The sequence below is a fragment of the Mesorhizobium sp. B2-4-12 genome, from assembly GCF_006441575.1.
Lineage (GTDB): Bacteria > Pseudomonadota > Alphaproteobacteria > Rhizobiales > Rhizobiaceae > Mesorhizobium.
In genome coordinates this window covers 107375-130486 of sequence record NZ_VFVC01000008.1, presented here as the reverse complement: position 1 = coordinate 130486, position 23112 = coordinate 107375, and the positions used below count along the sequence as shown (strand labels likewise).

Below are 23112 nucleotides of genomic sequence, written 5' to 3'. Positions count from 1 at the left end.
TCCGTGTTTGCGCTGCAAATGACAGAATATGATGAGTGTCACAGTTCTGTGATCGTACACGCTTTGACGGCAGATTTCTGCATTGTCAGCGCTGAATTTCGTGGCGTCCTGCCGTCGATACGCGGCCGAAACCTTCGGCGTTGCACTTGAGCGAGGCTCGATTGATGAACGAGGTTGATCGATCGGGCGCGGTGCCCAGGGGAATCGGTGACAAAACCGGCTTCTTCCGTTCGCGCTGGCGCGGCACCGTGCCGCTCGACCGCTTGTTCTGGCGCGACATGGTCTTCGTAGCCACCACTATCAGCATCGCCTCATCGGTGGCGGCACTTGTCCTGCTCAGCCTGAAGCTGCCGCTTGTCCTGGTGCTGGCGGTGCATTTCGCGCCGGTGCCTTACAACATCTTCCTGACATGGGCCGTGTGGCGGACGGCCGAGAAAGTTGGCGGTGCCAAGGCTTCGCTCGTCATGCTGGGGTCGGCGCTCTGGCTGATCGCGACAGTCGTCGTCTGACGCGGGCTGCCTGCCTATGAAAAAGGGCGGCCGGAGCCGCCCTTCGCAGGAAATGTCGACCGGGCCCTGTTCAGGCCGCCGGCTCGAATTTCAAGGCCACGCCGTTGATGCAGTAGCGCAGGCCGGTCGGCGGCGGGCCATCCTCGAAGACATGGCCGAGATGGCTGCCGCAACGGGCGCAGTGGCATTCGGTGCGGACCATGCCGTAGCTGCGGTCGACCGTGGTCTCCACCGAGCCCGGGACCGGGTCGTTGAAGCTCGGCCAGCCCGTGCCGCTCTCGAACTTCAACTTGGATTCAAACAGCGGCTGGTCGCAACCGACGCAGGAAAAGGTGCCGGCGCGCTTCTCGTAGAGCAGGGCGCAGCTTCCCGGCCGCTCGGTGCCATGGCCGCGCATGACGGCATATTGCTCCGGCGTCAGCCGGGCGCGCCATTCGGCATCGGTGCGGGTGACGGGGTAGGTGTGGGTGTCCATTTGATCTCCTCAGCCTTGGCGGCTCGTTATTGGTTGCAGCCTCATATTCGCGTCAACATAGGCATTTGTTACACGCCTGCCCAGCACCGATGTGTCCCGAGGGCTCAGTGCTTCCTTGAAAGCTGCTTGGTTGCGGCCTCAAGCCCGGCGAGCGTCAGCGGGAACATGCGGCCGCCGAAGATATCGCGGATCATGGCGATGGAATGGGTATAGTCCCAGTTCTTTTCGCTCTCCGGATTGAGCCAAACCGCGTTCGGCCATTGCCGCAGAAGGCGGCCGAGCCAGACGGTGCCGGCCTCCGGATTCCAGTGCTCCACCGAACCGCCGGGGTGCGCGATCTCGTAGGGGCTCATCGAGGCATCGCCGACGACGATCACCTTGTAGTCCGGCCCGTATTTGTGGATGAGATCGAAGGTCGGAACCGTCTCGGCATGGCGGCGTCGGTTGTCCTTCCACACGCCCTCATAGAGGCAATTGTGGAAGTAGAAATATTCAAGTTGGCGGAACTCGGCGCGGGCGGCCGAAAACAGCTCTTCGACGCTCTTGATATGGTCATCCATCGAGCCGCCGACATCGAAGAACATCAGAAGCTTCACCGCATTGCGGCGCTCGGGCCGCGTCCGCACGTCGAGATAGCCGTGCTCGGCCGTGGCATGGATGGTGCCGGGCAGGTCGAATTCTTCCTCAGCACCCTCGCGCACCCAGCGGCGCAGCCGCTTCAAGGCGATCTTGATGTTGCGGGTGCCAAGCTCGACCGCATCGTCGAAATTGCGGAACTCGCGCTTGTCCCACACCTTGACCGCGCGGCGGTTGCGGCTTTCGTGCTAGCCGATGCGCACGCCTTCGGGGTTGTAGCCATAGGCGCCGAACGGCGAGGTGCCGCCGGTGCCGATCCATTTCGAGCCGCCCTGATGACGCCCCTTCTGTTCCTCGAGCCGCTGCTTCAGCGTCTCCATCAGCTTGTCGAAACCGCCAAGTGCTGCGACCAGCTTTTTCTCTTCCTCGGTCAGGTGCCTTTCAGTTAGGCGGCGCAGCCATTCCTCGGGAATGTCGGCGACATCGATGGCATCCGGTCCGGCCAGTGCCTCGACACCCCTGAAGACATGCGCGAACACCTGGTCGAAGCGGTCGATGTGGCGCTCGTCCTTCACCAGGGCGGCGCGGGCGAGGTAGTAAAAACCCTCGACATCGTAGTCGACCAGCCCGGCTTCCAGGCCTTCCAGCAGCGAAAGATATTCCCGCAAGGAGACCGGAACACGCGCTGCCTTCAGCTCAAGGAAGAAGGGGATGAACATCGGCTATCCACCAAAGAGGAAAGTAGGCAAGACGCGAAACCACCGTTTGGCGGGCAATATGGGGAAGTCGATAAGGTCCTGGCGACCGAGCAGCAGGAGTTCCCCCAGGAAGCCGCCTCTTTCCTCCCGGTGGTTGCGATAGGCAGCCGCCAGCTCGTCCAGTTTAGCAGGCGTTTGCACCACCTCATCAGCTATGTTGTCACCGATTGCCCCCGCAACGGTGGAAACCGAGTTGGTCAGTTCGCTAAAATGTTCTGGGCTGCAAAGAATCCGTTCGGTGTGCCCGAGTTCGTGCAGTTCGTAGTTCAACTGCCGACAGAGACCATCCAGATGAGCATACTGATAGCGTGGATGAGCTGGGTTCAACAGGAATGCAACCTCCCTGCAATCAACGTCATGCGACAGATTGCCGAAGCTATACACCCAAGCCTCAGGATTGGCAGGTTCCCGTTGCCGCCACTCCTGCCAGAGAGGTCCAATCAGGGCGCCGAAACGCTTGTTCGGGCAATTGCCAGTTGTCCGGTGCAGGCCAACTATGCCAACAGCCTTCAATTGCACCGATAAGATGCCGGACGACGGACAGTCGAACCTCGAATGGATCAGATACTATCTGTTCGATAAAGGCATCAAGTTGCGCGAAGGACTGCTTTCTTAGCCCGCGCTCCCGCAACTCGAGATATCCGATATAGCTGGCATAGAGCGGCTGGAACTCGCTTTCCTGCAAGACCGCGCTTATGTGTTTCAGAGCCTCAAACCGGTCAGCGTTCCAGATCGGCCTTGCGCGCTCTGCCGGCGATTTCATCAGAGCAGATCATACTCGATGAAGCCGGTGCGGCGCGCGACACGGTCGTAGAGCTTGCGCGCGGTGGCGTTGGTCTCGTGCGTCATCCAGTAGACGTTCTTGACGCCGATCTTGCCGGCCTCCTGCTTCACGGCTTCGATCAGGGCCGCACCTATGCCCTTGCCGCGCACATCCGGATCGGCGAACAGATCCTGCAGATAGCAGTTGTTTTTCTCCGACCAGCCGGAGCGATGGTAGAGATAGTGGGTGAGGCCGACGGCTTTGCCGTCGAGCGTTGCGATAAAACCCTTCGGCTCGAATTCGCCTTCCGTGAACAGCCGTTTCCAGGTGAGGGCGTAAACCTCTTCCGGCAGCTTCGTCTCGTAGAAGGTCAGATAGTCGGTCCACAGGCGGCGCCAGTCGGCGTGGTCGGATTGCGCGAGCGGCCGGACGATGATTTCGGACATTTCTGGTTCCCTTCGATGCTTCGGCCCGAAGCTGCGTCAATGGCCGCTTGCCGGCAACGGTCCACAGCGTGGGAAAGCGCTGTTGCTGTCAGCCTAGCCCTGCCGTCTCGCCATGAAGGCAAGGCGCTCGAACAGATGCACGTCCTGCTCGTTCTTGAGCAGCGCGCCGTGCAGTTTCGGCAGGGCGTTCTTCGGGTCGGCGCGTAGATCCTCAGGCGCGATGTCGTCGGCGACCAGAAGCCGGATCCAGTCGAGCGCCTCGGAGGTCGACGGCTTCTTCTTCAGCCCCAGCACCTCACGGATTTCGTAGAACTGGGTCAACGCCGCCCGCACCAGGTTCTGCTTGATGCCGGGATAGTGCACGTCGACGATTTTGTGCAGCGTGTCGACGTCGGGAAAGCGGATGTAGTGGAAGAAGCAGCGGCGCAGAAAGGCGTCCGGCAGTTCCTTCTCGTTGTTGGAGGTGATGATGACGATCGGCCTGACGGCGGCGCGGATGGTCTCGCCGGTCTCATAGACGAAGAACTCCATCCGATCGAGTTCCTGCAAGAGGTCGTTGGGGAACTCGACATCGGCCTTGTCGATCTCGTCGATCAGAAGCACGACCTTCTTGCCGGCGGCAAAAGCGTCCCAAAGCTTGCCGCGCTTGATGTAGTTCTTGATGTCGTTGAACCTGCTATCGCCGAGCTGGCTGTCGCGCAGGCGCGATACGGCATCATACTCATAAAGGCCTTGCTGCGCCCGCGTCGTCGATTTGACGTGCCATTCGATGAGCTCCAGCCCAAGTGCCGCCGCCACCTGGCGGGCGAGTTCCGTCTTGCCGGTGCCGGGCTCGCCTTTGACCAGCAAGGGCCGCTCCAGCGCGATCGCCGCGTTGACCGCCACCATCAGGTCCTTGTCGGCGACATAAGCCGCCGTGCCTTCGAAACGCATCTTTGCTCCTCGGTTCGTTCCGGGCGACCGTAAGGATGCGGCCCGGCTGGCGCAAGGGTGGGCAGGTGATGGCGAGCCGTGAGAACCGCAGGGAAAGAATGCCAACTCTCTGGTGCTCAGGGCACCATCGGCCTATATTGGACGAGACGGTCTGCGCTTCCCGGCAGGAGACACTTTTCCCCGGGGCCTTAACGATCCTTAGGGAGCTGTCCCTGGGAAGACCCGTGGGTTTTCTCACACGGCGCCCACCTACTTTGTAGGCACCCGGGATCGACCTCTCCACCGGTTGTGTGGATCGTCACCTGCCGAAGAGGCCATATTGGGCGGATTTTGTCGTCGCGCCGCTTTGTGCGGGCTCACGAATGAAAAAGTTCGCTCCGCTGTTTATCGTTTACGCATGATCTTTTCACCGAACCGCTGACACTTCGGTGGATCATGCGGTAGAAAACGTCGCTCCTAAAACTCCATCCAAATCTGACCTTTTCTACCATGGTTACATGACATCCTTAAAAGACCTGAAAAAACAGCTGCGCAAGGAAGCACTTGGACGCCGCGATGCGCTTGATGAATTCTGGCGGGTGGAAGTCGCGCTGGAAATGGCTGAGACGGCGCGCGACCAGATTGCCTTCGAGCCCGGCCAGGTTGTTTCCGGCTTCTGGCCAATGCGCTCGGAGGTTGACGTGCGGCCGCTGATGTTCGCCATGCGCGAGAAGGGCGCGAGGCTTTGCCTGCCTGCCATTCTCGACAAGACCACCATCGTCTTTCGCGAACTGGTGCGCGGCGCGCCGATGGTCGAGATGGGCTTTGGCACGGTCGGCCCGCACGAAGAGGCCGAGGTGCTCGACCCCTCGGTGATGCTGGTGCCGCTCGCCGCTTTCGACAAGCGTGGCCATCGCATCGGCTATGGCGCCGGCTATTATGACCGTGCCATCGCCAGGCTGGTCGACAAGGGAAAGCCGCCGCGGCTGATCGGAATTGCCTTCGACTGCCAGGAGGTCGCGCTGGTGCCCGACGAAGACCATGATGTCATCATCCCGGAAATACTCACCGAGAGCGGGTTGCGCCGCTTCACGCCAGAATTGTAGATAGTTCTTTGGAACGCATGATCTTTGCCGAAAAGTCATGCAACTTTTCGGGATCAAGCGCAGATGAGACTTCTCTTTCTCGGCGACATGGTCGGCAAGACGGGCCGCACTGCTGTATGGGAACAACTGCCCGGCCTGATCTCCGACTTCAAGCTCGATTTCGTCATCGTCAATGGCGAGAACGCCGCTGGAGGTTTCGGCATCACCGAAGAGATCTTTCGCGAGACCATCGCGGCCGGCGCCGATGTCGTGACCACCGGCAACCATGTCTGGGACCAGCGCGACGCACTCGCCTTCGCGCCGCGTGAAGAGCGCTTCCTGCGGCCGTCCAATTTTCCCAAGGGCACGCCCGGACGCGGCTCCGGCGTTTACATCGCCAGAAGCGGCGCGCGCGTGCTGGTCGCCAACATCATGGGCCGGGTGTTCATGCATCCCGAACTCGACGATCCGTTCCAGGCTGGCGAGCGCGAGCTTGCCGCCTGTCCGCTCGGCGAACAGGCCGATGCGGTGGTCATCGACTTCCACGCCGAGGCGACCTCGGAAAAGATGTGCTTCGCGCATTTTGTCGATGGCCGCGCCAGCCTCGTCGTCGGCACCCACACGCACCAGCCGACCGGAGATCACCAGATCCTGAACGGCGGCACCGGCTACATCTCCGATGCCGGTATGTGCGGCGATTACGATTCCTCGCTCGGCATGGACAAGGAGGAGCCGCTCAACCGGTTCCTGTCGAAAGTGCCCAAAGGGCGCTTCGAGGCAGCGACCGGCCCGGCGACATTGTGTGGCCTCGGCGTCGATATTTCCGACCGCACGGGACTGACCGAGCGGATCGCGCCGTTTCGTCGCGGGCCGCGGCTCGAAGAAACGGCTCCGGCCTTCTGGTCATGACATTGATATGCTGGAGTATAGTACCTAACTGGCGACGAAACTGCTCTAGATCGCAGAGGGGACGACCTCCATGCAGCTCGTTGAATTCCTGGCGCCGCATTTTCAATTCGTTTCTGATCCAACCGCCTGGGTCGCGTTATTGACGCTCGTGGTGCTTGAGGTTGTACTCGGCATCGACAATCTGATTTTCATCTCGATCTTGACCAACAAGCTGCCCGAGGGGCAGAGGGCCCGTGCCCGCCGGCTCGGCATCTCGGCGGCGCTGATCATGCGGCTGGTGCTGCTCGCAACCATCTCGATCATCGTCCAACTGACGGCGCCGGTGTTCACGGCGCTAGGCCACGGTTTCTCCTGGCGCGACCTGATCCTGATCGCCGGAGGCCTGTTCCTGGTGTGGAAGGCGACCAAGGAAATCCATCACACCGTCGATCCCGACGATCACCAGGACGCGATGCTGGGCGAGACGCTCAAGATCTCGCTGGCCGGCGCGATCTTCCAGATCTTGCTGCTCGACCTCGTCTTCTCCATCGATTCCATCATCACCGCCGTCGGCATGACCGACGAGATCGTCATTATGTACGTCGCCGTGATCGCGGCAGTCACAGTGATGATGCTGGCCGCCGGGCCGCTGGCGGACTTCATCGCCAGGAACCCGACCATCGTCATGCTGGCGCTGGGATTCCTCTTGATGATCGGCATGACGCTGATCGCCGACGGCATGGGCTATCATGTGCCCAAGGGCTACATCTACGCGGCGATGGGTTTTTCGGCCCTGGTCGAAGGGCTCAACATGCTGGCGCGCAGCCGGAAGAAGTCGAAGTCCGGCGGCGGACACTGAGTTTTGAGTGGGTTGTACGCTCAGCATCATCGACCGGCTGAATCGCATCTCGAAGGCTGAACGCGACCGGAAAATCTCCGGATTGGGGGAATGTCGCGGGTTCGGTGACCCGCGCCATGGGCGCGGCTGGACGAATTGAGCCGATTTATCTATAAGCCGGCCATTCCGAGATAGAGTGCCCTGCGTCCTGACGGACACGCCAGAGGCGTTCTGAAATTTGTATCAGAGCATTTTGCAAAACGCCCGGTGGAGTTCACCTGGCTGCCGATGCTCTAGCCGAACACGACAGGGGTGCCATGGCTGGTCATTCACAGTTCAAGAACATCATGCACCGCAAGGGCCGTCAGGACGCGGTGCGGTCGAAAATGTTTTCCAAGCTGGCGCGCGAAATCACGGTCGCCGCCAAGACCGGTACGCCCGATCCTTCGATGAACCCGCGCCTGCGCCTTGCCGTCCAGAACGCCAAGGCTGTGTCGATGCCGAAGGACAACATCCAGCGCGCCATCAACAAGGCGTCCATGGGCGATGCCGAAAACTACGAAGCCGTGCGCTATGAAGGTTATGGTCCCGGCGGCGTGGCGCTGATCGTCGAGGCGCTGACCGACAACCGCAACCGTTCGGCCTCTAATGTCCGTGCGGCCTTCACCAAGGCTGGTGGGGCGCTTGGCGAAACCGGTTCGGTTTCATTCATGTGGAACCGGGTCGGGGAGATCTACTATCCGGCCTCCGCCGGCAGTGCCGACAAGGTCATGGAGGCGGCCATCGAGGGCGGTGCCGATGATGTCGAGTCGGACGAGGAAGGCCACACCATCTACTGTTCCTTCGAGAATCTCGGCGAAGTGTCCAAGGCACTGGAAGCTTCGCTCGGCGAAGCGGAATCGGTAAAGCCTATCTGGCAGCCGCAGAACAATGTTCCGGTCGACGAGGAACGCGCCCAGTCGCTGATGAAGCTGGTTGCCACGCTCGAGGACGACGACGACGTGCAAAGCGTGTACGCCAACTTCGAAGTCGACGACGAGACCTTGGCCAAGCTCAGCGCGGCGTGAGCCACCAGGTATGAGCGGAGCTCAACCTGGGATGAGCGAGAAGCCGTTGCCCGCCATCCGCATCACCTACTGCACGCAGTGCCAGTGGCTGCTGCGCGCCGCCTGGATGGCGCAGGAGCTGCTCTCCACCTTCGGCACCGATCTCGGCGAAGTGACGCTGGTGCCCGGCACCGGCGGCATCTTCACCATCTCCTGTAACGAGGTGCTGGTCTGGGATCGCAAGCGCGACGGCGGCTTTCCCGATGCGGCGAAGCTGAAGCAATTGGTGCGCGACGTCATCGATCCCGACCGCGATCTCGGCCATTCCGATCGCAAGGGCCATAAGTCAAAAGACCCCGCTTAGGCAGGATCCTTCGAGCAGGGCTTCGCATTTACCGCCACGCGAAGATGAAGCAGCCCAGCGCGACGATGGCGGTGACGGCGCGGACGTGGTTCCACATCACCCAGTCCCTGAGATAGCCGGTCCAGACGGCGCCGCCATTGCTGCTGGCCGGATCGACAGCGGCCAACGCATCGTTGAGCGGTACGTTGAAGACCATGGTCACGATCGGGTTGCCGACAAGATAGATCAGTGCGCCGGCGAGAAGCCAAAACGAACCTGGCTGGCTCCAGCCGACGACCGCGCCGGCGATGAGCACGAGGCAGACCAATCCGGTGCCGAAAAGTGCCGTCATGAAGGTTGGCGTGATGACGGTGATGTTGATCGAATTCATCGCGGCAATGCCACCGGCCGCGGGCAGACGGGTAAGTGCCGGCATGACGAAATTGGAAAAGGCGAAGAACACACCGCCGACGACACCGGCGCCGATCGCGGCGATGAAGGTGAGGGTGGGAAGAAACTTCGCGATCATGTCAGTTGCTCCAGATTTGGGTGGCGGCGGTTTCGGTTGCGTAGGCGGCGAAGTCTTTCGGGGCGCGGCCGAGCACGCGCTGGACGCCATCGGTGAGTTTTGCGGCCGCCGAGCATTTGCGCTTCAAAACATGAGCAATCCTCATATTTGCGAAACGTGATAAACCCTCGTATTTTGCGAGTCAAGCGATCTCCGGTGATAGGCGTTTGTTGGAGACAGTCATGGAAGGCATACCGGCCAACGAGCAGATCGCTTCACCGCGCCGGGCGCCGAGCCAGCAGCGCAGCCGCGAGCGGGTCGAGCGCATGCTGGCGGCCGCCTCGGCGCTGATTGCCGAGCAGGGCAGTGACGCCATGCGCATGGGTGAAGTGGCGGAACGGGCAGGGGTGTCGATCGGCTCGCTCTACCAGTTCTTTCCGGACAAGCGGGCGATCGTCTGGGCGCTGGCCGAGCGCTACACCGCCGAAAGCCAGGCCTGCATCTCGGCGACACTCGCCGGCGTCAGTGACGCCGAAGGGTTGCGACGGGCGTTTTCGGAGCTGGTCGATATTTATTATCGGCTGTTCCTGGCCGAGCCGGTGATGCGCGACATCTGGTCGGGCACGCAGGCCGACAAGGCGCTGCGCCAACTCGAACTCGCCGACAGCCGAGCCAATGCCGAATTCCTCGTCGCGGTGCTGAAGCGCTTACGTCCCGGCGCCGATCCAGTCTCCCTGGAGACCACCGCGTTTCTGGTCTGGCAAATGGGCGAGGCGGCGATGCGGCTGGCGATCTCCGTCGACCGCGAGGAAGGCGACAGGCTGGTCGCCGCCTACAAGCACATGGCACTCAGGGAATTGCTGGGCGAATAGACAGTTGAGCTTCCTATCGCGCTAACAGTTGGCGAAACCGCCAGGGACGCGCTCCTCTCCCCGTATAGTGACGGGGAGAAGGGAGTTCTGCCCAACAAAAAACCCGCCACGAGGGCGGGTTTTTCGAAATTCTGCAGGCGCAACTGGCTTAGAGGCCGAAACCTTCGAAGCGCTTCTTGAACTTCGACAGGCGGCCGCCGCGGTCGAGCAGGGTCTGCTGGCCGCCGGTCCAGGCCGGATGGGTGGTCGGGTCGATATCGAGGTTCATCGTATCGCCTTCCTTGCCCCAGGTCGAACGGGTCATGTATTCGGTGCCGTCGGTCATGACGACCTTGATGGTGTGGTAGTCGGGATGGATAGCGGTCTTCATGGCTCTGTTCCTGGCTTGCCGGCGCGGCGGACGGGCATAAGCCTGCGTCGATGCGCCCCTTTTTAAAACTCGAAGCCGGAGCTATTGAAGAGCCACGGCTTCTAAAACGGTCGGCGTGCCTATACATCAGCCGAAATTGAATCACAAGGCCGCGGCAAGCGCATATTGAGGCGCATGGATCACAAGGCGGCTAGAGGAAAACACCGGTATGGCGCAAACCAGCAGCGCAGAGGAGCGCAGACGCTCGCTCAAGCCGCTCCGGCGCCTGTTCCCCTATATCGGGCACTATCGCACGCTGGTCGTCGGCGCCGTCATCTCGCTGGTCATCGCGGCGGCAACGACATTGACGCTGCCGCTGGCGGTAAGGCGGATGATCGATCACGGTTTCTCCTCGCCCAGCACCACCTTCATCGCTGAATATTTCGCCGCATTGGTGGCGATGGCCGCGGTGCTGGCCGCGGCATCGGCAGGCCGCTACTATTTCGTCATCACGCTCGGCGAGCGCGTCGTCGCCGATATCAGGCGCGATGTCTTTGCCCATGTGACGATGCTGTCGCCGTCCTTCTTCGACACCGCCCAGTCGGGCGAGATCGTGTCGCGGCTCGCCGCCGACACCACACAAGTCAAATCGGCGGTAGGCGCAACAGCGTCGGTCGCGCTGCGCAACGTCATCCTGGGCCTTGGCGCTGTGGGAATGATGGTGGTCACCAGCCCGAAACTATCCGGCCTGGTCATAGCAGCCATTCCCATCATCGTGCTGCCGCTGGTCGCCTTTGGCCGCTCGGTGCGGCGCAAGTCGCGGCAGGCGCAGGACACGCTCGCGGACGCGACAGCCTATGCCAGTGAGCAGATCGGCGCGGTGCGCACGCTGCAAGCCTTCACCAACGAAAATCTGGTCACCGGGCGCTTCTCCGGCGCGGTGGAGGCTGCGTTCGATGCGGCGCGCGCCTCGATCTTCGCGCGCTCGTTCCTCACCTTCTTCGCCATTTTCACCATCTTCTCGTCCGTCGTGGCGGTGCTGTGGTTCGGCTCGCGCGACGTGCTCGCAGGCAATCTGTCGCCGGGCACGCTCGGGCAGTTCCTCCTTTATTCGGTGTTCGCCGCCGGGGCGCTCGGCGCGCTGTCGGAAGTCTGGGGCGAACTTGCGCAAGCAGCGGGCGCGGCCGAACGGCTGACCGAGATCCTGGCCGAGAAGCCGGCGATCCAGGCGCCGGCCGAGCCGAAGCCGCTGCCGGCGGTCGCCAAGGGCGCGATCGTCTTCGACGACGTCTCCTTCTCCTATCCGGCAAGGCCCGACCGCGCAGCCGTCCACGGCCTGAGTTTTTCGGTCAAGCCCGGCGAGAAGGTGGCCATCGTCGGTTCCTCGGGGGCCGGCAAGAGCACGGTGTTCTCGCTGATCCTGCGCTTCTACGATCCCGAAACCGGCAAGGTCATGATCGATGGCGTCGACGTGCGCGAGGCCGCTCCGGTTGCGGTGCGCGAGCGCATCGCCATCGTGCCGCAGGATGTCACCATCTTCGCGGCCAGCGCGCGCGACAATATCGGCTTCGGCCGCCCGGGCGCCAGCGAGGCCGCGATCGAGGCGGCGGCCAAGGACGCGCTGGCCGACGAATTCATCCTCAAGCTCGAGAACGGCTACGACAGCCAGGTCGGCGAGCGCGGCGTGACGCTGTCTGGCGGCCAACGCCAGCGTGTGGCGATCGCGCGCGCCATCCTGCGCGACGCGCCGATCCTGCTGCTCGACGAAGCCACCTCGGCGCTCGACGCTGAAAGCGAGACGCTGGTGCAGATGGCGCTGGAACGGCTGATGCAGGGCCGCACGACCATCGTGATCGCGCACCGTTTGGCGACAGTGCTGAAGGCCGACAGGATACTGGTCATGGATGGCGGCCGTATCGTCGAGGAAGGCACGCACCAGAGCCTGGTCGCCAAGGGCGGCATCTATGCCCGGCTGGCCAAGCTGCAATTCGAGACCGGCGCCAGCGCTTTCAGGGGCGCGGCGGAATAAGGAATTTCCGATAACGCTCAGTTCGCCTCGGTTTCGGCGTAGCCGAAATTGTAACTCCAGGAGGCGTTGTCGGCCATCTTCCTGCGCGACTTCAGATAAGGGCCGATCTCCTTGGCGGGAACCCGGTCCCCGATCGCCTTGAAAAACCAGTCGACCTGAAACTCCGTCGGCGCGCTCGACCAGCGCGCCTTGAAGGCGACAAAGGGCGTGATCACGTCGTTGGACTTCTCGGGGCCGACAAACTCGGCCTTCAGGTTGTGGACGGTACACTGATGGCGCTTGAACATCGGACTGCCGAGCCAGACTGGGCCGGTCCTGCCGACCATATCCGGCTCCGGCAGATTGCTGATGCCGACATCGGCCTTGAGCGGGAAGTTCTTGATGAGATCATCGGCATCGAGATCGCCAGCGGAAAGCTCGTAGGATTCGACCGTCGTGACGATGTTGCGGTCGCGGTCGTCATCTGTCGACAACGGCGCCAGGCTGTTCATGCCTGGATACTGCCGGTTGTAATACTGGAGATAGTCATCGGCGAGCTTGGTGGCGGATGACGAAACCAGCCTGTAGCGCATGCTGTCGGCATCCGCGCCGCTATAGGTCGTGCGCACCGTCAGCTTCAGCGCTTCGCCCTTGAGTTTGGGAAAGTCGAACGCCTCGCTGACGAAGGTGGTAGGCTCGAAAAGCTCCTTGCGCTCCATCTTTTCCATCCGCGCGCTACCGGCGACAATCGGCAGGGCGAAGCCATAGTCGGGTGGAACGAGATTCTCGGCCCTGCCGCCCTGCAGGTAATTGTTCGCGTCGATCCAGTAGACCTGGCTTTTGATCGTTGCCCTGACGATGACGTGATCGAAGGCACGGATGGTCGGCACCATCTCGCCAAGTGCCAGCCCGCCGTCGAGATCGGTCAGGGCCGGATCGGCCTGAACGCCGAGGCGGCGCAGGCTGGAGGCGAGAAGCAAGGCCTTGTCCTTGCAATCGCCGAAGCCGCTGGCGATCACCGTGCTCGGACTGCGGGGAATGTAGGAGCCGCGGCCCATGGACAGGCTCACATAGTGGATGGTGTCCTGGACCAGCCGCATCGCATCGATCCGGGCGCCTGGGGTGCCCTTGTGGATTTCGGTGTCGGCCATGGCCGGCGCGCAGAAAATCGCCAAGGCAATCAAGACGAAAAGCCGTGTGATCGCAGAAGATGTCACCGGAAAGCACCCCAGCCCGCATGATCCGCAAGTCTCGCAAGACACTGTCGGATACCACCAGTGATAGAAAAGTAGAGGCGATCCCGCAAGGCTGCCGTCCTGCAAGGATGCCTCATTGCATTCCTGTTCGACGGCAGCCGCCGCAGGTCAGCGCAAGCGGGATGGCACGACGGCCGATCTTATCCGCCGTAGCGCTGCTTCAGATGATTGACGAAATACACGGCGTTGAGCCTTTCGCCGGTGGCGCGTTCGAGCAGGTCCGGCGTCGACCAGCGCGACCCCTGCGACCAAATCTTCCTGCGGCGCCAGTCATTGATGGCCGCGAAATTCCCCTTGGCAAGGTCGTCGTCGGCGGAAGGATGCTCCCGCCTCAGCGCGGCCCATTGCTGCGCCGCCATCATCGCCCCCAGCGTATAGGAGGGGAAGTAGCCGAAGGCGGCACCCGGCCAATGGACGTCCTGCATTGGCCCGTCGGCCGGATTGTCGATGGTGGAGAGACCGAGATAGTCGCGCATCTTGGCGTCCCAGGCTTCCGGCAGTTCGGCAACCTCCAGCCCGCCCGAGACCAGCTCCTGCTCAAGCTCGTAGCGCAGGATGACATGCAAGGGATAGGTCACCTCGTCGGCGTCGACGCGGATCAGGCCGCGCTCGACGCGATGCACATGCGGCAGGATGTCGTCGAGCGACCAGGCCTCGCCGAGATGCTTTTCCACCACCGGCAGCGCCCAGCGCCAGAAGGCAGGATTGCGGCCGATCTGCTTTTCGACGAACAGGCTCTGGCTTTCATGCACGGCCATGCCGCGTGCCTTGCCGAGCGGCCAGTGCGACCATGCTTTCGGCAGGTTCTGTTCGTAGAGCGCATGGCCGGTCTCGTGCAGCACGCCCATCAGAGCCGACAGGAAATCCGATGTCTTGTAACGGGTGGTGATGCGCACGTCGCTGGGCACACCGCCGCAGAAGGGGTGGTGCGACACAGACAACGAGCCGTGCGTGAGGTCGAAACCGACCGCCGCCATCATCGCAAGGCCGAGTTCGCGCTGGCGATCTAGCGGATAGGTGCCCGAAAGCGGCTTCAGCGGATGTTTGCGCAGCCGCGCGTCCTGTATCGCCAACGCCTCCGGCACGAACCCTTTGAGGAAGGCTTTCAGGTCGGCGAAGACGGGGGTGATGTCGGCGGTGCGGTTGCCGGGGTCGTATTGCTCCATCAGCGCGTCATAGGGGGCTAGGCCGAGCACGTCGGAGCGCAGGGCCGCTTCTTCGCGCACCAGCGCCACCACGCCCTCGAGCGCCGGCTGGAAGCCTGCCCAGTCGTTCTTGGCGCGCAGGTCGCGCCACAGTTGCTCGCAGCGCATGCGTGCGGTCGTGAGGCGTTCGACGAATTCGACCGGCAGGCAGGTCAGGTTGGTATATTGCCGGCGCAACTCGGCGAGAGCCGCGCGCTGCTCGTCGTCGAGCGCCTCGCTTTCGGCCGCGGCGATCCAGTCGGATATTTCCGGCGCGGTCGCCCTGGTGTGGTACATGCCGGCAAGTGCCGCCATCGCCTCGGCACGCTTCTCACCACCGCCGACCGCCATGTGGGTCGCTTCGTCGGCGCCGAGGATGGTAAGCGCGTGCTCGAGCGCTTCGAGCTTGTGGCCGAGGTCGTCGAGTTTGTGAAAGGACATGGCGGCTTCCGTGGTTGAGGACGGCGCGAAAAGACACCAACGCAAATGCGTTGGCAACCCTCAGATGCCGTCCGGCGGGTGCTCCTTGCACGGTCTATGCCGTGCATGAAATGCTGCCGGCAACACGGGAAGGGGGAGCATATGATCGGCAACATAGTGGTCGGGCTGGTGGCCTTGCTCCATGTCTACATCGTCTATCTCGAAATGGTGCTCTGGGACACGCCGCGCGGGCACAAGACATTCCGCCTGACGCCGGAATTCGCCAGTGCCTCGAAGGTGCTCGCCGCCAATCAGGGCCTCTACAACGGTTTTCTCGCTGCCGGCCTGATCTGGGGGCTCTATCTCGGCGCCGCCGGCTTTCAGATCAAGGTTTTCTTTCTGCTGTGCGTGGCCATTGCAGGCCTCTACGGCGGCGCAACGGTCGGCCGCAAGATCCTGCTTGCCCAGACCGTGCCGGCGGCGATCGCCCTGATTGCGATCTGGCTCGGCTGGTGAGGAAAAGGACGCCCGCGGGATTGGGGTCCCGAAGGCGCCAGGTGGTCCCTTCCTCTTGGACCTTTGCGAACAAGGAATTCCTCAGCCGTTCGGATAGTTCCCGCCGTCGGCGCCGTCGCCGATCATGAAGCCGCTGCCGGTATCGACCCTCAGCCTCTGGTCGACATTGTCGAGACGGCGCAGCAGATCATGGTATTGGGCGGCCGGTATCCTGCCATGATCCGATGCGGCGATCCTCTCGGCCGCCTGGCTGATGCGGGCGGTGCGCATTTCCAGGCGTTCCGCCACGGCCGGGGTGATGCTGTTGGCGTCCCTGGCGTCCACAATGCCCTGGTGGACACCTTGTACCTGTCCGATAAGGCCCTCGATGCGCGGGCCGGTCATGTCGGTCGGATCGGTCGCGTCGAGCGCGCCCTTGTGATGGCCTGCGGCATAGGCGCCCGCCAGCGGGGCGGCGATGAGAATCGCGGTGAGGGTTGCAATCTTGAGAGATGCTGAAGAGCGCATGACGGCGCCTCCTTTTACATGGGAAGGGAGCGGTCTTGCCACTCCGCGTCCCGGACGCGGGCCGTCCGGTTCCGTCGCGTCGCGATGGGAGGCATCGCCGGCGGTTCTCGGCCCTGCGCAGCAAGCTAGGAGCGCTCCGGTGCGAAGTGTAATTAAAAAAAGATAATCTTTTCAGCCCTTGCCGGATTCAATGTGCGCGCTAGAGTTGAGGCGGTGAACAAGTTCGCGTGACTTTTAAGTGATGAGTAGTCACCGTTCGGTGAGCTTCAGTTCAATGCGGCGGTTCTTGTTGCGCGCCTCGTCGGTATTGGCGGGATCAAGTGGCTGGAATTCACCGAAGCCGGCGGCGACCAGCCGGTTGGCCGGCACGCCATTCTCGATCAGGAACTTGACCACCGAGGTCGAACGCGCCGTCGACAGCTCCCAGTTGTCGCGGTAGCGGCCAGTACCCGAGAGCGGCTTGTTGTCGGTATGGCCGTCGACACGCAGCACCCAGTTGATCTCGGGCGGGATTTCCTTCTGCAACTCGATGATGGCGTCGGCGAGTTTCTTCATCTCGACCTTGCCGGCGTCGTTGATCACCTCGGAGCCGGTCGGAAACAGCACCTCGGACTGGAAGACAAAGCGGTCGCCGACGATGCGGATATTTTCGCGGTCGGCAAGGATTTCACGCAGGCGCCCGAAGAAATCGGAGCGGTAGCGGTTCAGTTCCTGAACACGCTGCGCCAGTGCCACGTTCAGGCGGCGGCCGAGATCGGCGATCTTGGTGTTGGAATCGCGGTCGCGGGTCTCGGAAACGTTGAGCGCATCTTCCAGCGCTCCGATCTGCTTGCGGAGCGCGGCGATCTGCTGGTTGAGGATCTCGACCTGGCTCAGCGCCTGCTGACTGATCTGGCGCTGGCTGTCGAGTTCGCCCGACAGGGCGACCGCGCGCTGGTTGGCCGCGTCGCCGGCTCCCGCGCCTTGTGCCAAAAGCTGCTCGAGCCGGCTCTTTTCCGCCTGCGCCGCCGAAAGCGACGCCTGCAGGTTGGCCAGCGAATCCTCCTTGTCCTGCGTCGTCGACCGCTCCAGCGCCAGGAGCTGCGTCAGTTCGTTGATCTGCGAGTTGAGGCGGTTAAGCACGGCGTCCTTGCCGGAAATCTCGCGGCCGAGCAGGAACTGCGCCAGCACGAAAACGGTGAGCAGGAACATGATCGCCAGAAGCAGCGTCGACAGCGCGTCGACAAAGCCCGGCCAGTAGTCGATGCGGCGATCCGTACGCCGGCCCCTGGCGAGCGCCATGTCAGTGCACCCCGGGCTTCTTCAGGGCATCGGCGATCTTTTCCAGCGTGTTGCGCATCGCCTTCTGCTCGTCTGACTGGGCCTCGACCCAGTCGCGCATGATCTGCTGCTCGGAGCGCATGTTCTTGACCAGGCCGGAAATGCCGTCGGCGAGATTGGCCATGGCGGTGGCGACGCGCGGGTTGGAGCCGCCGCCATTCTCCTGCAGGCTGCGCAGCCGCTCCGACAACAGACGGATTTCATCGGAAGGTTCGGCCTTGGCAGGATCGGAGACGACGATATCGGACGACAGATCGGTGACCGAGGACAGCCAGTTCTCAAGCTCGGTGTAGAAGCGGGTCTGGGCGCGGCCCGCCTGCAGGTCGAGGAAGCCGAGCACGAGGGAGCCGGACAGGCCGAACAGCGAGGACGAGAAGGCCGTGCCCATGCCGGCCAGCGGCGCCGACAGCCCCTGCTTGAGGGATTCGAGCACCGCGGCCGCGTCTCCGGTGCCGGGATCAAGCGATTCGATGGTCTCGCGGATCGAGCCGATCGTGTTCAACAGGCCCCAGAAGGTGCCGAGCAGGCCGAGGAACACCAGCAGCCCGACCAGGTAGCGCGAGGTGTCGCGGCTTTCGTCGAGGCGCGTGGCGATCGAATCGAGCATGGTGCGCATCGAAGAGGTCGAGAAGGCCATGGTCGCGGAGCGGCCGATCATCGCTTTCATCGGCGCCAGCAGCACCGGTTCGGTCGTCTCCGAGCCGGCACGGAAGGAGTTGACCCAGCGCACCTCGCGAAACAGCCGCCCGACCTGGGCGAAGGCGAGCAGGATACCGACCACCAGCACGCCGATGATCAGCCCGTTGAGCCCGGGATTGGTGACGAAAGCCGTCGAGACCTGCCGCGTCAGGATGGCGGCGATGAAGGCTACGATGGCAAGGAAGATGACCATGGTCAGCAGAAAAACCTGCGGACTCGACAATTTATGCGGATCGTAGATCAGTACGTCGGAGCGCCTGCCCATGCCGAAGGATCTGAGAAAAGCCATCCGTGCCCCGTTTCCGATGCCGCTGCCGCCGATCACGTAGTTCGCGACTCTAAACGGAATTGTGACCAAATTGAATGGCGCTTGGCAATATTGCCTTGGCGCAAGTTTGCAGCTCGGAAACCGAATTTGGTTTCCAGGATCAAAGGCGGTTGATGACCAGACAGTCGACCATGGCCGCCAGATGCAGGCCGGCGCCGGTGACGACGAAGCCGTGCCACAACGCGTTGTGGAAGCGTAGCCCTTTCCAGGCGAAGAAAATGACGCCGCAGGAATAGACGACGCCGCCGGCGGCGATGAGCACGATCGACGTGGCTGGCAACGTTTCGACCAGTGGCTTGACCAGAATGATGCCGCTCCAGCCGATGGCGAGATAGAAGCCGATCGCCAGCCGGTCGAAGCGGCCGGGGAAAAACACCTTTATGGCGATGCCTGTCGCCGCCGCGATCCAGACCAGCGCGATCATCCCGCTGGCCAGCGGCGAGCCACCGAGCTGGGCCAGAAAAGGCGTGTAGGTGGCGGCGATCAGAAGATATATCGCAGCGTGATCGAAGCGCCGCAGGACCCATTTGACCGGTGAGGACACCGGCCACAGATTGTAGATCAGCGACACCGACAGAACGGTGAGCAGCGAAACGACATAGAAGGCGGCGGCGATGTATTCGCCCGGCCCGACCCGAAACGCCGCCAGCGCCAGCAGTGCCGAGCCGGCCGCGATCGCCAGCACGATGCCGACAGCGTGGACGATGCCGTCGGCGATCATCTCGGCGCGCGAATAGTGCCAGCGTCCGATGAACGGAATATCGGGTTGCGGCGGTGTGTTGGTCATCTCACGTCCTGTGTCACCCCGTATCTGGGAAACCGCCGGACAGTATTTCAAGCTTTGTTGCGGTTTTGCGACTGCGGCGCTTCAACGCGGCGGCAGCGGCTTTTTCACCGTCTTCAGCAGCGCGCGCTGGATGATCTCGTTGCCGGCGACGACCGAACCGTTGTCCAGCATGTCCTGCCCGCCATCCATGTCGGAGACGAAGCCGCCCGCCTCGCGGATCAGCAGCAGGCCGGCGGCGATATCCCAGGCCGACAGGCCGGTTTCCCAGAAGCCGTCCATACGGCCGGCGGCGACATAGGCGAGATCGAGCGAGGCTGAACCAAGGCGCCTGACACCGGAGACCTCGGCCATGACGTGGCGCAATTCAATCAGGAAATTGCCGTGCTGGCCGCGCCCCAGATGCGGCACGCCGCAGCCGATCACGGCGTCGACCAGCTTGGCGCGGCCGGCGACGCGCAGGCGGCGGTCATTCAGGAAGGCGCCGCCGCCGCGTTCGGTCGTATAGAGCTCGTCCATGGCCGGATTGTAGATGACGCCGGCAACGATCTGGCCCTGGCGCTCCAGCGCGATCGAGACGGCGAAAAGCGGAATGCCGTGCAGGAAATTGGTGGTGCCGTCGAGCGGATCGACGATCCAGCGGTGCTGACTGTCTTCGCCGGCGACCGTGCCACGCTCTTCCATCAGGAAGCCATAGCCCGGGCGCGCCTTCGACAATTCGGCGAAAACGATGTCCTCGGCCTTGCGGTCGGCCTGGCTGACATAGTCGCCCGGACCCTTCATCGAGACCTGCAGGTTCTGGACCTCGCCGAAGTCGCGCGACAGCGAGCGGCCGGCCTTCATTGCGGCCTGGACCATGACGTTGAGAAGGGCTGAGCGTGCCATAGAGTTTCTTCCTGCTGCCGCGCTTTAAACTTTGTCCTGATGCATGTCGGTGACCCAAAACCGGGGCCACTTTTGGGCGACATGCATCAGTCGGCGCGGCGCACGTAAGTGATTTCGTTGGTGTCGACGATGATGCGTTCGCCGGCGCCGATGAAGGGCGGCACCAGAACGCGGATGCCGTTTTCCAGCACCGCTGGCTTGTAGGAGGATGCCGCCGTCTGGCCCTTCACCACGGGATCGGCCTCGGTGATGGTCAGCGTTACATAGTCGGGAAGCGAAATGCCGATCGGCCTCTCCTCGTAGAGCTGCACCGTCACCATCATGCCGTCCTGCAGGAACGCGGCGCGGTCGCCGACGAAGTCCTTGTTCAGCTCGAGCTGTTCGTAGCTTTGGGTGTCCATGAACACCAGCGCGTCGTCCTGCTCGTAGAGGAAGGAAAAATCCTTGAGATCAAGCCGGATCTGCTCGACCGTCTCGGCTGAGCGGAAGCGCTCGTTAAGCTTGGTGCCGTTGATGAGATTCTTCAGCTCGACCTGGTTGTAGGCGCCGCCCTTGCCGGGCTTGACGGTGTTGGTCCTGACCGCCACCCAGAGTCCGCCATCGTGCTCGATGACGTAGCCGGGACGGATTTCGTTGCCATTGATCTTGGCCATGATGGGATGATCCGGGATGCTACCAACGGCCAGACCGTTGGTATGGGATGGGTCGCTGGGAAAAGCGATTTCGGGCTCCCAAGACCACAAAACACCCGAAGAGGCAAGGGAGCGAGCGGGCAGGGAGCGGCGCCGTGCGGTGCACGGGCCGTCAGGGCAGGCGATTTGCCTTCTGCAGCGCCTGCTTGGTCTGGTCGTCGTCCAAGCCTTGCAGGAAATCGTCCATCTCGGAATCGATGAGGCCGGCGCGGCGGGCGACGATGTACCAAGCGCCGGCCAGCACCAGATCAGGATCGGTGCCGATGCCTTGCATGTAGAGTTTCGCCAGGCGGTTCTGGGCGGCGACATTGCCGCCCTCGGCGGCCTGCTTGGTCCAGCCGAAGGCAGACTTCAGGTCGCGCGGGCCGCCGCGGCCCTCGATCATCCAGGCGGCGAGATCGATCTGCGCGGTATCGTAGTTCTGCCGCGCGGCCTGCGCCAGCAGGCGCCTTGCCTGGGCGTCGTCGTGCGGCTTGCCGCCGACGCCGTTGGCATAGACCTGGGACATGGCATATTGGGCATCGGCGAGGCCGGTCGCGGCGGCGCGTTCATAATAGGAGACCGCCTTGGTCAAGCCAGCATCGCCGGGATCCTGCTGCACCAGCATCTGCGCGAAATTGAACTGCGCCAGCTGGTTGCCGGCTTCGGCCGCCGCCTGCATCAGCGCATAGGCCTCCTTCGTGTCCTTCTTAACGTAGCGGCCGTCGAGCAGCATCAGCGCATATTGGAACTGCGATTCCGGCACGCCCTGCTCGGCGGCGCGCGCATACCATTTCGCGGCTTCGGCCGCGTTCAGCGGGACACCCAGGCCCCGCGACAGGATCTCGGCCACCAGCGTCTGTGCCGCCGGATCGCCGTTCTGCGCCCGCGTCAGCGCCAGATTGTAAGCGGTCTTGTAGAGCCCGCGCTGGAAAGCGCCATAGGCCGCGTCCGCGGGCTTCGCCCCGAAACGGTCGGGATTGATGCTGTCGGCCGAGGGCAGCGGTGCGGGCTCCGCCGTGGTGGCGGGCTGCGGCAGCTGCTTTTCGATCGGCTTGTCGGTGTGCACGCCGGTATCAGGCTTGGGCTGCGGCAAGGGAATCGTTTCGGCGGCGGCGGCCTGGATCATGACCGCCGCAAGCAGGGCCTGAAGGGAAAGCCTTGCCTGGGCCACATTAATCCTCGAAGCGCGGCGCGGTTTCGTCGAGCAGCGCATTGGCTTCGGCGATCGCCGCTTTCGGATCGACGCCTTCGGCGAACACCGCGCTCGACAAAGCGACGAACTCGGCGCCGGTGGCTGCCACGGTCGCGACCGACGCAAGGTCGGACCCGGCCATGACGATGCAGGGGATCTGGATCATTTGCGCCCACCACTCGCCCAGTGACAGGTTGCGCGGATGCGGCTCCGGCTTGTTGTCGTAGCCGAAGCGGCCGAAGAAGATGTAGTCGGGCCTGGCTTCGCCGAGCTCGAGCGCGTCGTCGCGCGTCTTGGCGCCGCCGGCGCCGACCATCATCTTCGCCTGGAAATGCCCGATCGTCTCGGCAAGCTCGGCCTTGGAGACCTCGACATGGATGCCATCGGCCTGGACACGGCCGGCGATGCGGGTATCGCCGGCGATGATTACGGCCACGCCCGCGGCCTGTGCCGCCGGCACGATCTGTTCGGCGAGGGCCTGGAAGGAGGCTTCGTCCATGCTATTTTCGGGCAGGATCAGCGAGGCGACGTCACCGCCCTCGAATGCGGCTGCAACGCGCGCGGCCGCCACGCCGGGCGGCGCGATCAGCACGATACGACAGCGATTTGGGGGCGTTGCTTCGTTCATGGTTCTTCGATCCCGGGTTTCGCCTATGCCGGGCGAAGATGGTTGGATTGCGGCATAGAGCAAACTGCCCGCTTTGAACAGGCGGACAGTCAGGATCGCGATCTTTGGTCCGCCGGGCAGCCGGCGCAGCGCCTTACTTGGCCGGCCCCCGGGATCGAGGTGGACGGTTTCGAAGCCCCTCAGGGTCGCGCGGCTGTTCGCGCTCGATCGGCGACCTCGACGGCATTTTCGATCGTATCGCCGACGAGGAGACCAGCACCGCCATCATCAAGGCGCAGCCGATCCGGCGGCGGCCGCCGCTTGAGGCGGCATCGGCCTCGCGGTCTTGACTCCGCACGGCCGT

At 63.0% G+C, this 23112-nt stretch carries 27 protein-coding genes, 1 other RNA gene and 2 pseudogenes; 12 read left to right on the top strand and 18 right to left on the bottom strand.

Annotation, left to right across the window (positions count from 1 at the left end; genetic code table 11):
- The first annotated feature begins 164 nt into the window (after positions 1-164).
- On the top strand, positions 165-509 hold the full coding sequence (locus tag FJ934_RS07695; protein WP_140608367.1) for a hypothetical protein: 345 nt from the start codon (positions 165-167) through the stop codon (positions 507-509).
- Between the two features lie 70 nt (positions 510-579).
- On the opposite strand, the gene msrB is transcribed toward FJ934_RS07695, so the two are convergent.
- The 6 genes and pseudogenes from msrB to FJ934_RS07665 form a co-directional block, all read right to left on the bottom strand.
- Positions 580-984: a peptide-methionine (R)-S-oxide reductase MsrB gene (msrB, locus tag FJ934_RS07690; RefSeq protein ID WP_140608365.1), complete on the bottom strand. Its 405-nt coding sequence runs from the start codon at positions 982-984 to the stop codon at positions 580-582.
- 104 nt (positions 985-1088) lie between these two features.
- Positions 1089-2279, bottom strand: a pseudogene (locus tag FJ934_RS07685) (VWA domain-containing protein).
- A gap of 3 nt (positions 2280-2282) precedes the next feature.
- Positions 2283-2702, bottom strand: coding sequence for a hypothetical protein (locus FJ934_RS07680; RefSeq protein WP_140608363.1), 420 nt, complete (start codon positions 2700-2702; stop codon positions 2283-2285).
- A 7-nt stretch (positions 2703-2709) separates the two neighbouring features.
- Complete coding sequence (locus FJ934_RS07675) at positions 2710-3081, bottom strand: hypothetical protein (protein ID WP_140608361.1); 372 nt, start codon at positions 3079-3081, stop codon at positions 2710-2712.
- Positions 3081-3527 (bottom strand): GNAT family N-acetyltransferase, encoded by a 447-nt coding sequence (locus tag FJ934_RS07670; RefSeq protein ID WP_140608360.1) that lies wholly within the window; start codon positions 3525-3527, stop codon positions 3081-3083. The genes FJ934_RS07675 and FJ934_RS07670 overlap by 1 nt, the downstream gene beginning before the upstream one ends.
- Positions 3528-3620: 93 nt before the next feature.
- The gene (locus tag FJ934_RS07665) at positions 3621-4460 is read right to left on the bottom strand and encodes a MoxR family ATPase (protein ID WP_140608358.1); all 840 of its coding nucleotides are present in this window, start codon (positions 4458-4460) and stop codon (positions 3621-3623) included.
- 145 nt (positions 4461-4605) lie between these two features.
- On the opposite strand from FJ934_RS07665, the gene ssrS reads away from it, so the two are divergent.
- The 6 genes from ssrS to FJ934_RS07635 all read left to right on the top strand — a co-directional run bounded on the left by ssrS (position 4606) and on the right by FJ934_RS07635 (position 8660).
- A non-coding RNA gene (ssrS, locus tag FJ934_RS07660) (6S RNA) lies at positions 4606-4761 on the top strand.
- A 196-nt stretch (positions 4762-4957) separates the two neighbouring features.
- Positions 4958-5545 (top strand): 5-formyltetrahydrofolate cyclo-ligase, encoded by a 588-nt coding sequence (locus FJ934_RS07655; RefSeq protein WP_140608356.1) that lies wholly within the window; start codon positions 4958-4960, stop codon positions 5543-5545.
- A gap of 63 nt (positions 5546-5608) precedes the next feature.
- Positions 5609-6433 carry a YmdB family metallophosphoesterase gene (locus tag FJ934_RS07650; protein ID WP_140608354.1) on the top strand — a complete coding sequence of 275 codons (825 nt, stop codon included), beginning with the start codon at positions 5609-5611 and terminating at the stop codon, positions 6431-6433.
- 70 nt (positions 6434-6503) lie between these two features.
- A complete protein-coding gene (locus tag FJ934_RS07645) occupies positions 6504-7271 on the top strand; it encodes a TerC family protein (protein ID WP_140608352.1) in 768 nt (255 codons plus the stop codon).
- A 296-nt stretch (positions 7272-7567) separates the two neighbouring features.
- On the top strand, positions 7568-8317 hold the full coding sequence (locus FJ934_RS07640) for a YebC/PmpR family DNA-binding transcriptional regulator (RefSeq protein WP_140608350.1): 750 nt from the start codon (positions 7568-7570) through the stop codon (positions 8315-8317).
- A 31-nt stretch (positions 8318-8348) separates the two neighbouring features.
- Positions 8349-8660 (top strand): SelT/SelW/SelH family protein, encoded by a 312-nt coding sequence (locus FJ934_RS07635; protein ID WP_246671449.1) that lies wholly within the window; start codon positions 8349-8351, stop codon positions 8658-8660.
- 28 nt (positions 8661-8688) lie between these two features.
- Here the strand turns inward: FJ934_RS07635 and FJ934_RS07630 are convergent, their stop codons facing one another.
- Positions 8689-9168: a DUF1772 domain-containing protein gene (locus FJ934_RS07630; RefSeq protein WP_181165547.1), complete on the bottom strand. Its 480-nt coding sequence runs from the start codon at positions 9166-9168 to the stop codon at positions 8689-8691.
- A gap of 221 nt (positions 9169-9389) precedes the next feature.
- Between FJ934_RS07630 and FJ934_RS07625 the strand changes: the two genes are divergently transcribed.
- Positions 9390-10019 (top strand): TetR/AcrR family transcriptional regulator, encoded by a 630-nt coding sequence (locus FJ934_RS07625; protein ID WP_140608346.1) that lies wholly within the window; start codon positions 9390-9392, stop codon positions 10017-10019.
- Positions 10020-10167: 148 nt separating this feature from the next.
- On the opposite strand, the gene rpmE is transcribed toward FJ934_RS07625, so the two are convergent.
- Positions 10168-10389, bottom strand: coding sequence for a 50S ribosomal protein L31 (gene rpmE, locus FJ934_RS07620; RefSeq protein WP_140608344.1), 222 nt, complete (start codon positions 10387-10389; stop codon positions 10168-10170).
- Positions 10390-10597: 208 nt separating this feature from the next.
- On the opposite strand from rpmE, the gene FJ934_RS07615 reads away from it, so the two are divergent.
- A complete protein-coding gene (locus tag FJ934_RS07615) occupies positions 10598-12397 on the top strand; it encodes an ABC transporter transmembrane domain-containing protein (protein WP_140608342.1) in 1800 nt (599 codons plus the stop codon).
- Positions 12398-12414: 17 nt separating this feature from the next.
- Here FJ934_RS07615 and FJ934_RS07610 read toward each other — a convergent pair whose 3' ends face one another.
- A complete protein-coding gene (locus FJ934_RS07610; protein ID WP_181165546.1) occupies positions 12415-13527 on the bottom strand; it encodes a hypothetical protein in 1113 nt (370 codons plus the stop codon).
- Here FJ934_RS07610 and FJ934_RS28640 point away from each other — a divergent pair.
- Complete coding sequence (locus FJ934_RS28640; RefSeq protein WP_264296484.1) at positions 13526-13657, top strand: hypothetical protein; 132 nt, start codon at positions 13526-13528, stop codon at positions 13655-13657. The genes FJ934_RS07610 and FJ934_RS28640 overlap by 2 nt on opposite strands.
- A gap of 115 nt (positions 13658-13772) precedes the next feature.
- On the opposite strand, the gene FJ934_RS07605 is transcribed toward FJ934_RS28640, so the two are convergent.
- Positions 13773-15257 carry a carboxypeptidase M32 gene (locus tag FJ934_RS07605; protein WP_140608340.1) on the bottom strand — a complete coding sequence of 495 codons (1485 nt, stop codon included), beginning with the start codon at positions 15255-15257 and terminating at the stop codon, positions 13773-13775.
- Between the two features lie 141 nt (positions 15258-15398).
- Between FJ934_RS07605 and FJ934_RS07600 the strand changes: the two genes are divergently transcribed.
- The gene (locus FJ934_RS07600) at positions 15399-15752 is read left to right on the top strand and encodes a DUF1304 domain-containing protein (protein ID WP_140608338.1); all 354 of its coding nucleotides are present in this window, start codon (positions 15399-15401) and stop codon (positions 15750-15752) included.
- A gap of 81 nt (positions 15753-15833) precedes the next feature.
- Here the strand turns inward: FJ934_RS07600 and FJ934_RS07595 are convergent, their stop codons facing one another.
- The 8 genes from FJ934_RS07595 to FJ934_RS07560 form a co-directional block, all read right to left on the bottom strand.
- The gene (locus FJ934_RS07595) at positions 15834-16259 is read right to left on the bottom strand and encodes a hypothetical protein (protein WP_140608336.1); all 426 of its coding nucleotides are present in this window, start codon (positions 16257-16259) and stop codon (positions 15834-15836) included.
- A gap of 249 nt (positions 16260-16508) precedes the next feature.
- Positions 16509-17540, bottom strand: coding sequence for a peptidoglycan -binding protein (locus tag FJ934_RS07590; RefSeq protein WP_140608334.1), 1032 nt, complete (start codon positions 17538-17540; stop codon positions 16509-16511).
- Between the two features lies 1 nt (position 17541).
- Positions 17542-18567, bottom strand: coding sequence for a MotA/TolQ/ExbB proton channel family protein (locus tag FJ934_RS07585; protein WP_140608332.1), 1026 nt, complete (start codon positions 18565-18567; stop codon positions 17542-17544).
- Positions 18568-18706: 139 nt separating this feature from the next.
- On the bottom strand, positions 18707-19393 hold the full coding sequence (locus FJ934_RS07580; protein ID WP_140608330.1) for a hemolysin III family protein: 687 nt from the start codon (positions 19391-19393) through the stop codon (positions 18707-18709).
- Between the two features lie 81 nt (positions 19394-19474).
- On the bottom strand, positions 19475-20275 hold the full coding sequence (locus tag FJ934_RS07575) for an inositol monophosphatase family protein (protein ID WP_140608328.1): 801 nt from the start codon (positions 20273-20275) through the stop codon (positions 19475-19477).
- Positions 20276-20361: 86 nt separating this feature from the next.
- The gene (efp, locus tag FJ934_RS07570) at positions 20362-20928 is read right to left on the bottom strand and encodes an elongation factor P (protein ID WP_019861758.1); all 567 of its coding nucleotides are present in this window, start codon (positions 20926-20928) and stop codon (positions 20362-20364) included.
- Between the two features lie 151 nt (positions 20929-21079).
- Complete coding sequence (locus FJ934_RS07565) at positions 21080-22120, bottom strand: tetratricopeptide repeat protein (RefSeq protein ID WP_140608326.1); 1041 nt, start codon at positions 22118-22120, stop codon at positions 21080-21082.
- Position 22121: 1 nt separating this feature from the next.
- The gene (locus tag FJ934_RS07560; protein ID WP_140608324.1) at positions 22122-22769 is read right to left on the bottom strand and encodes a thiamine phosphate synthase; all 648 of its coding nucleotides are present in this window, start codon (positions 22767-22769) and stop codon (positions 22122-22124) included.
- A 200-nt stretch (positions 22770-22969) separates the two neighbouring features.
- Here FJ934_RS07560 and FJ934_RS28310 point away from each other — a divergent pair.
- A pseudogene (locus FJ934_RS28310) lies at positions 22970-23098 on the top strand (Lrp/AsnC family transcriptional regulator); the annotation flags it as partial.
- Positions 23099-23112 lie beyond the last annotated feature (14 nt).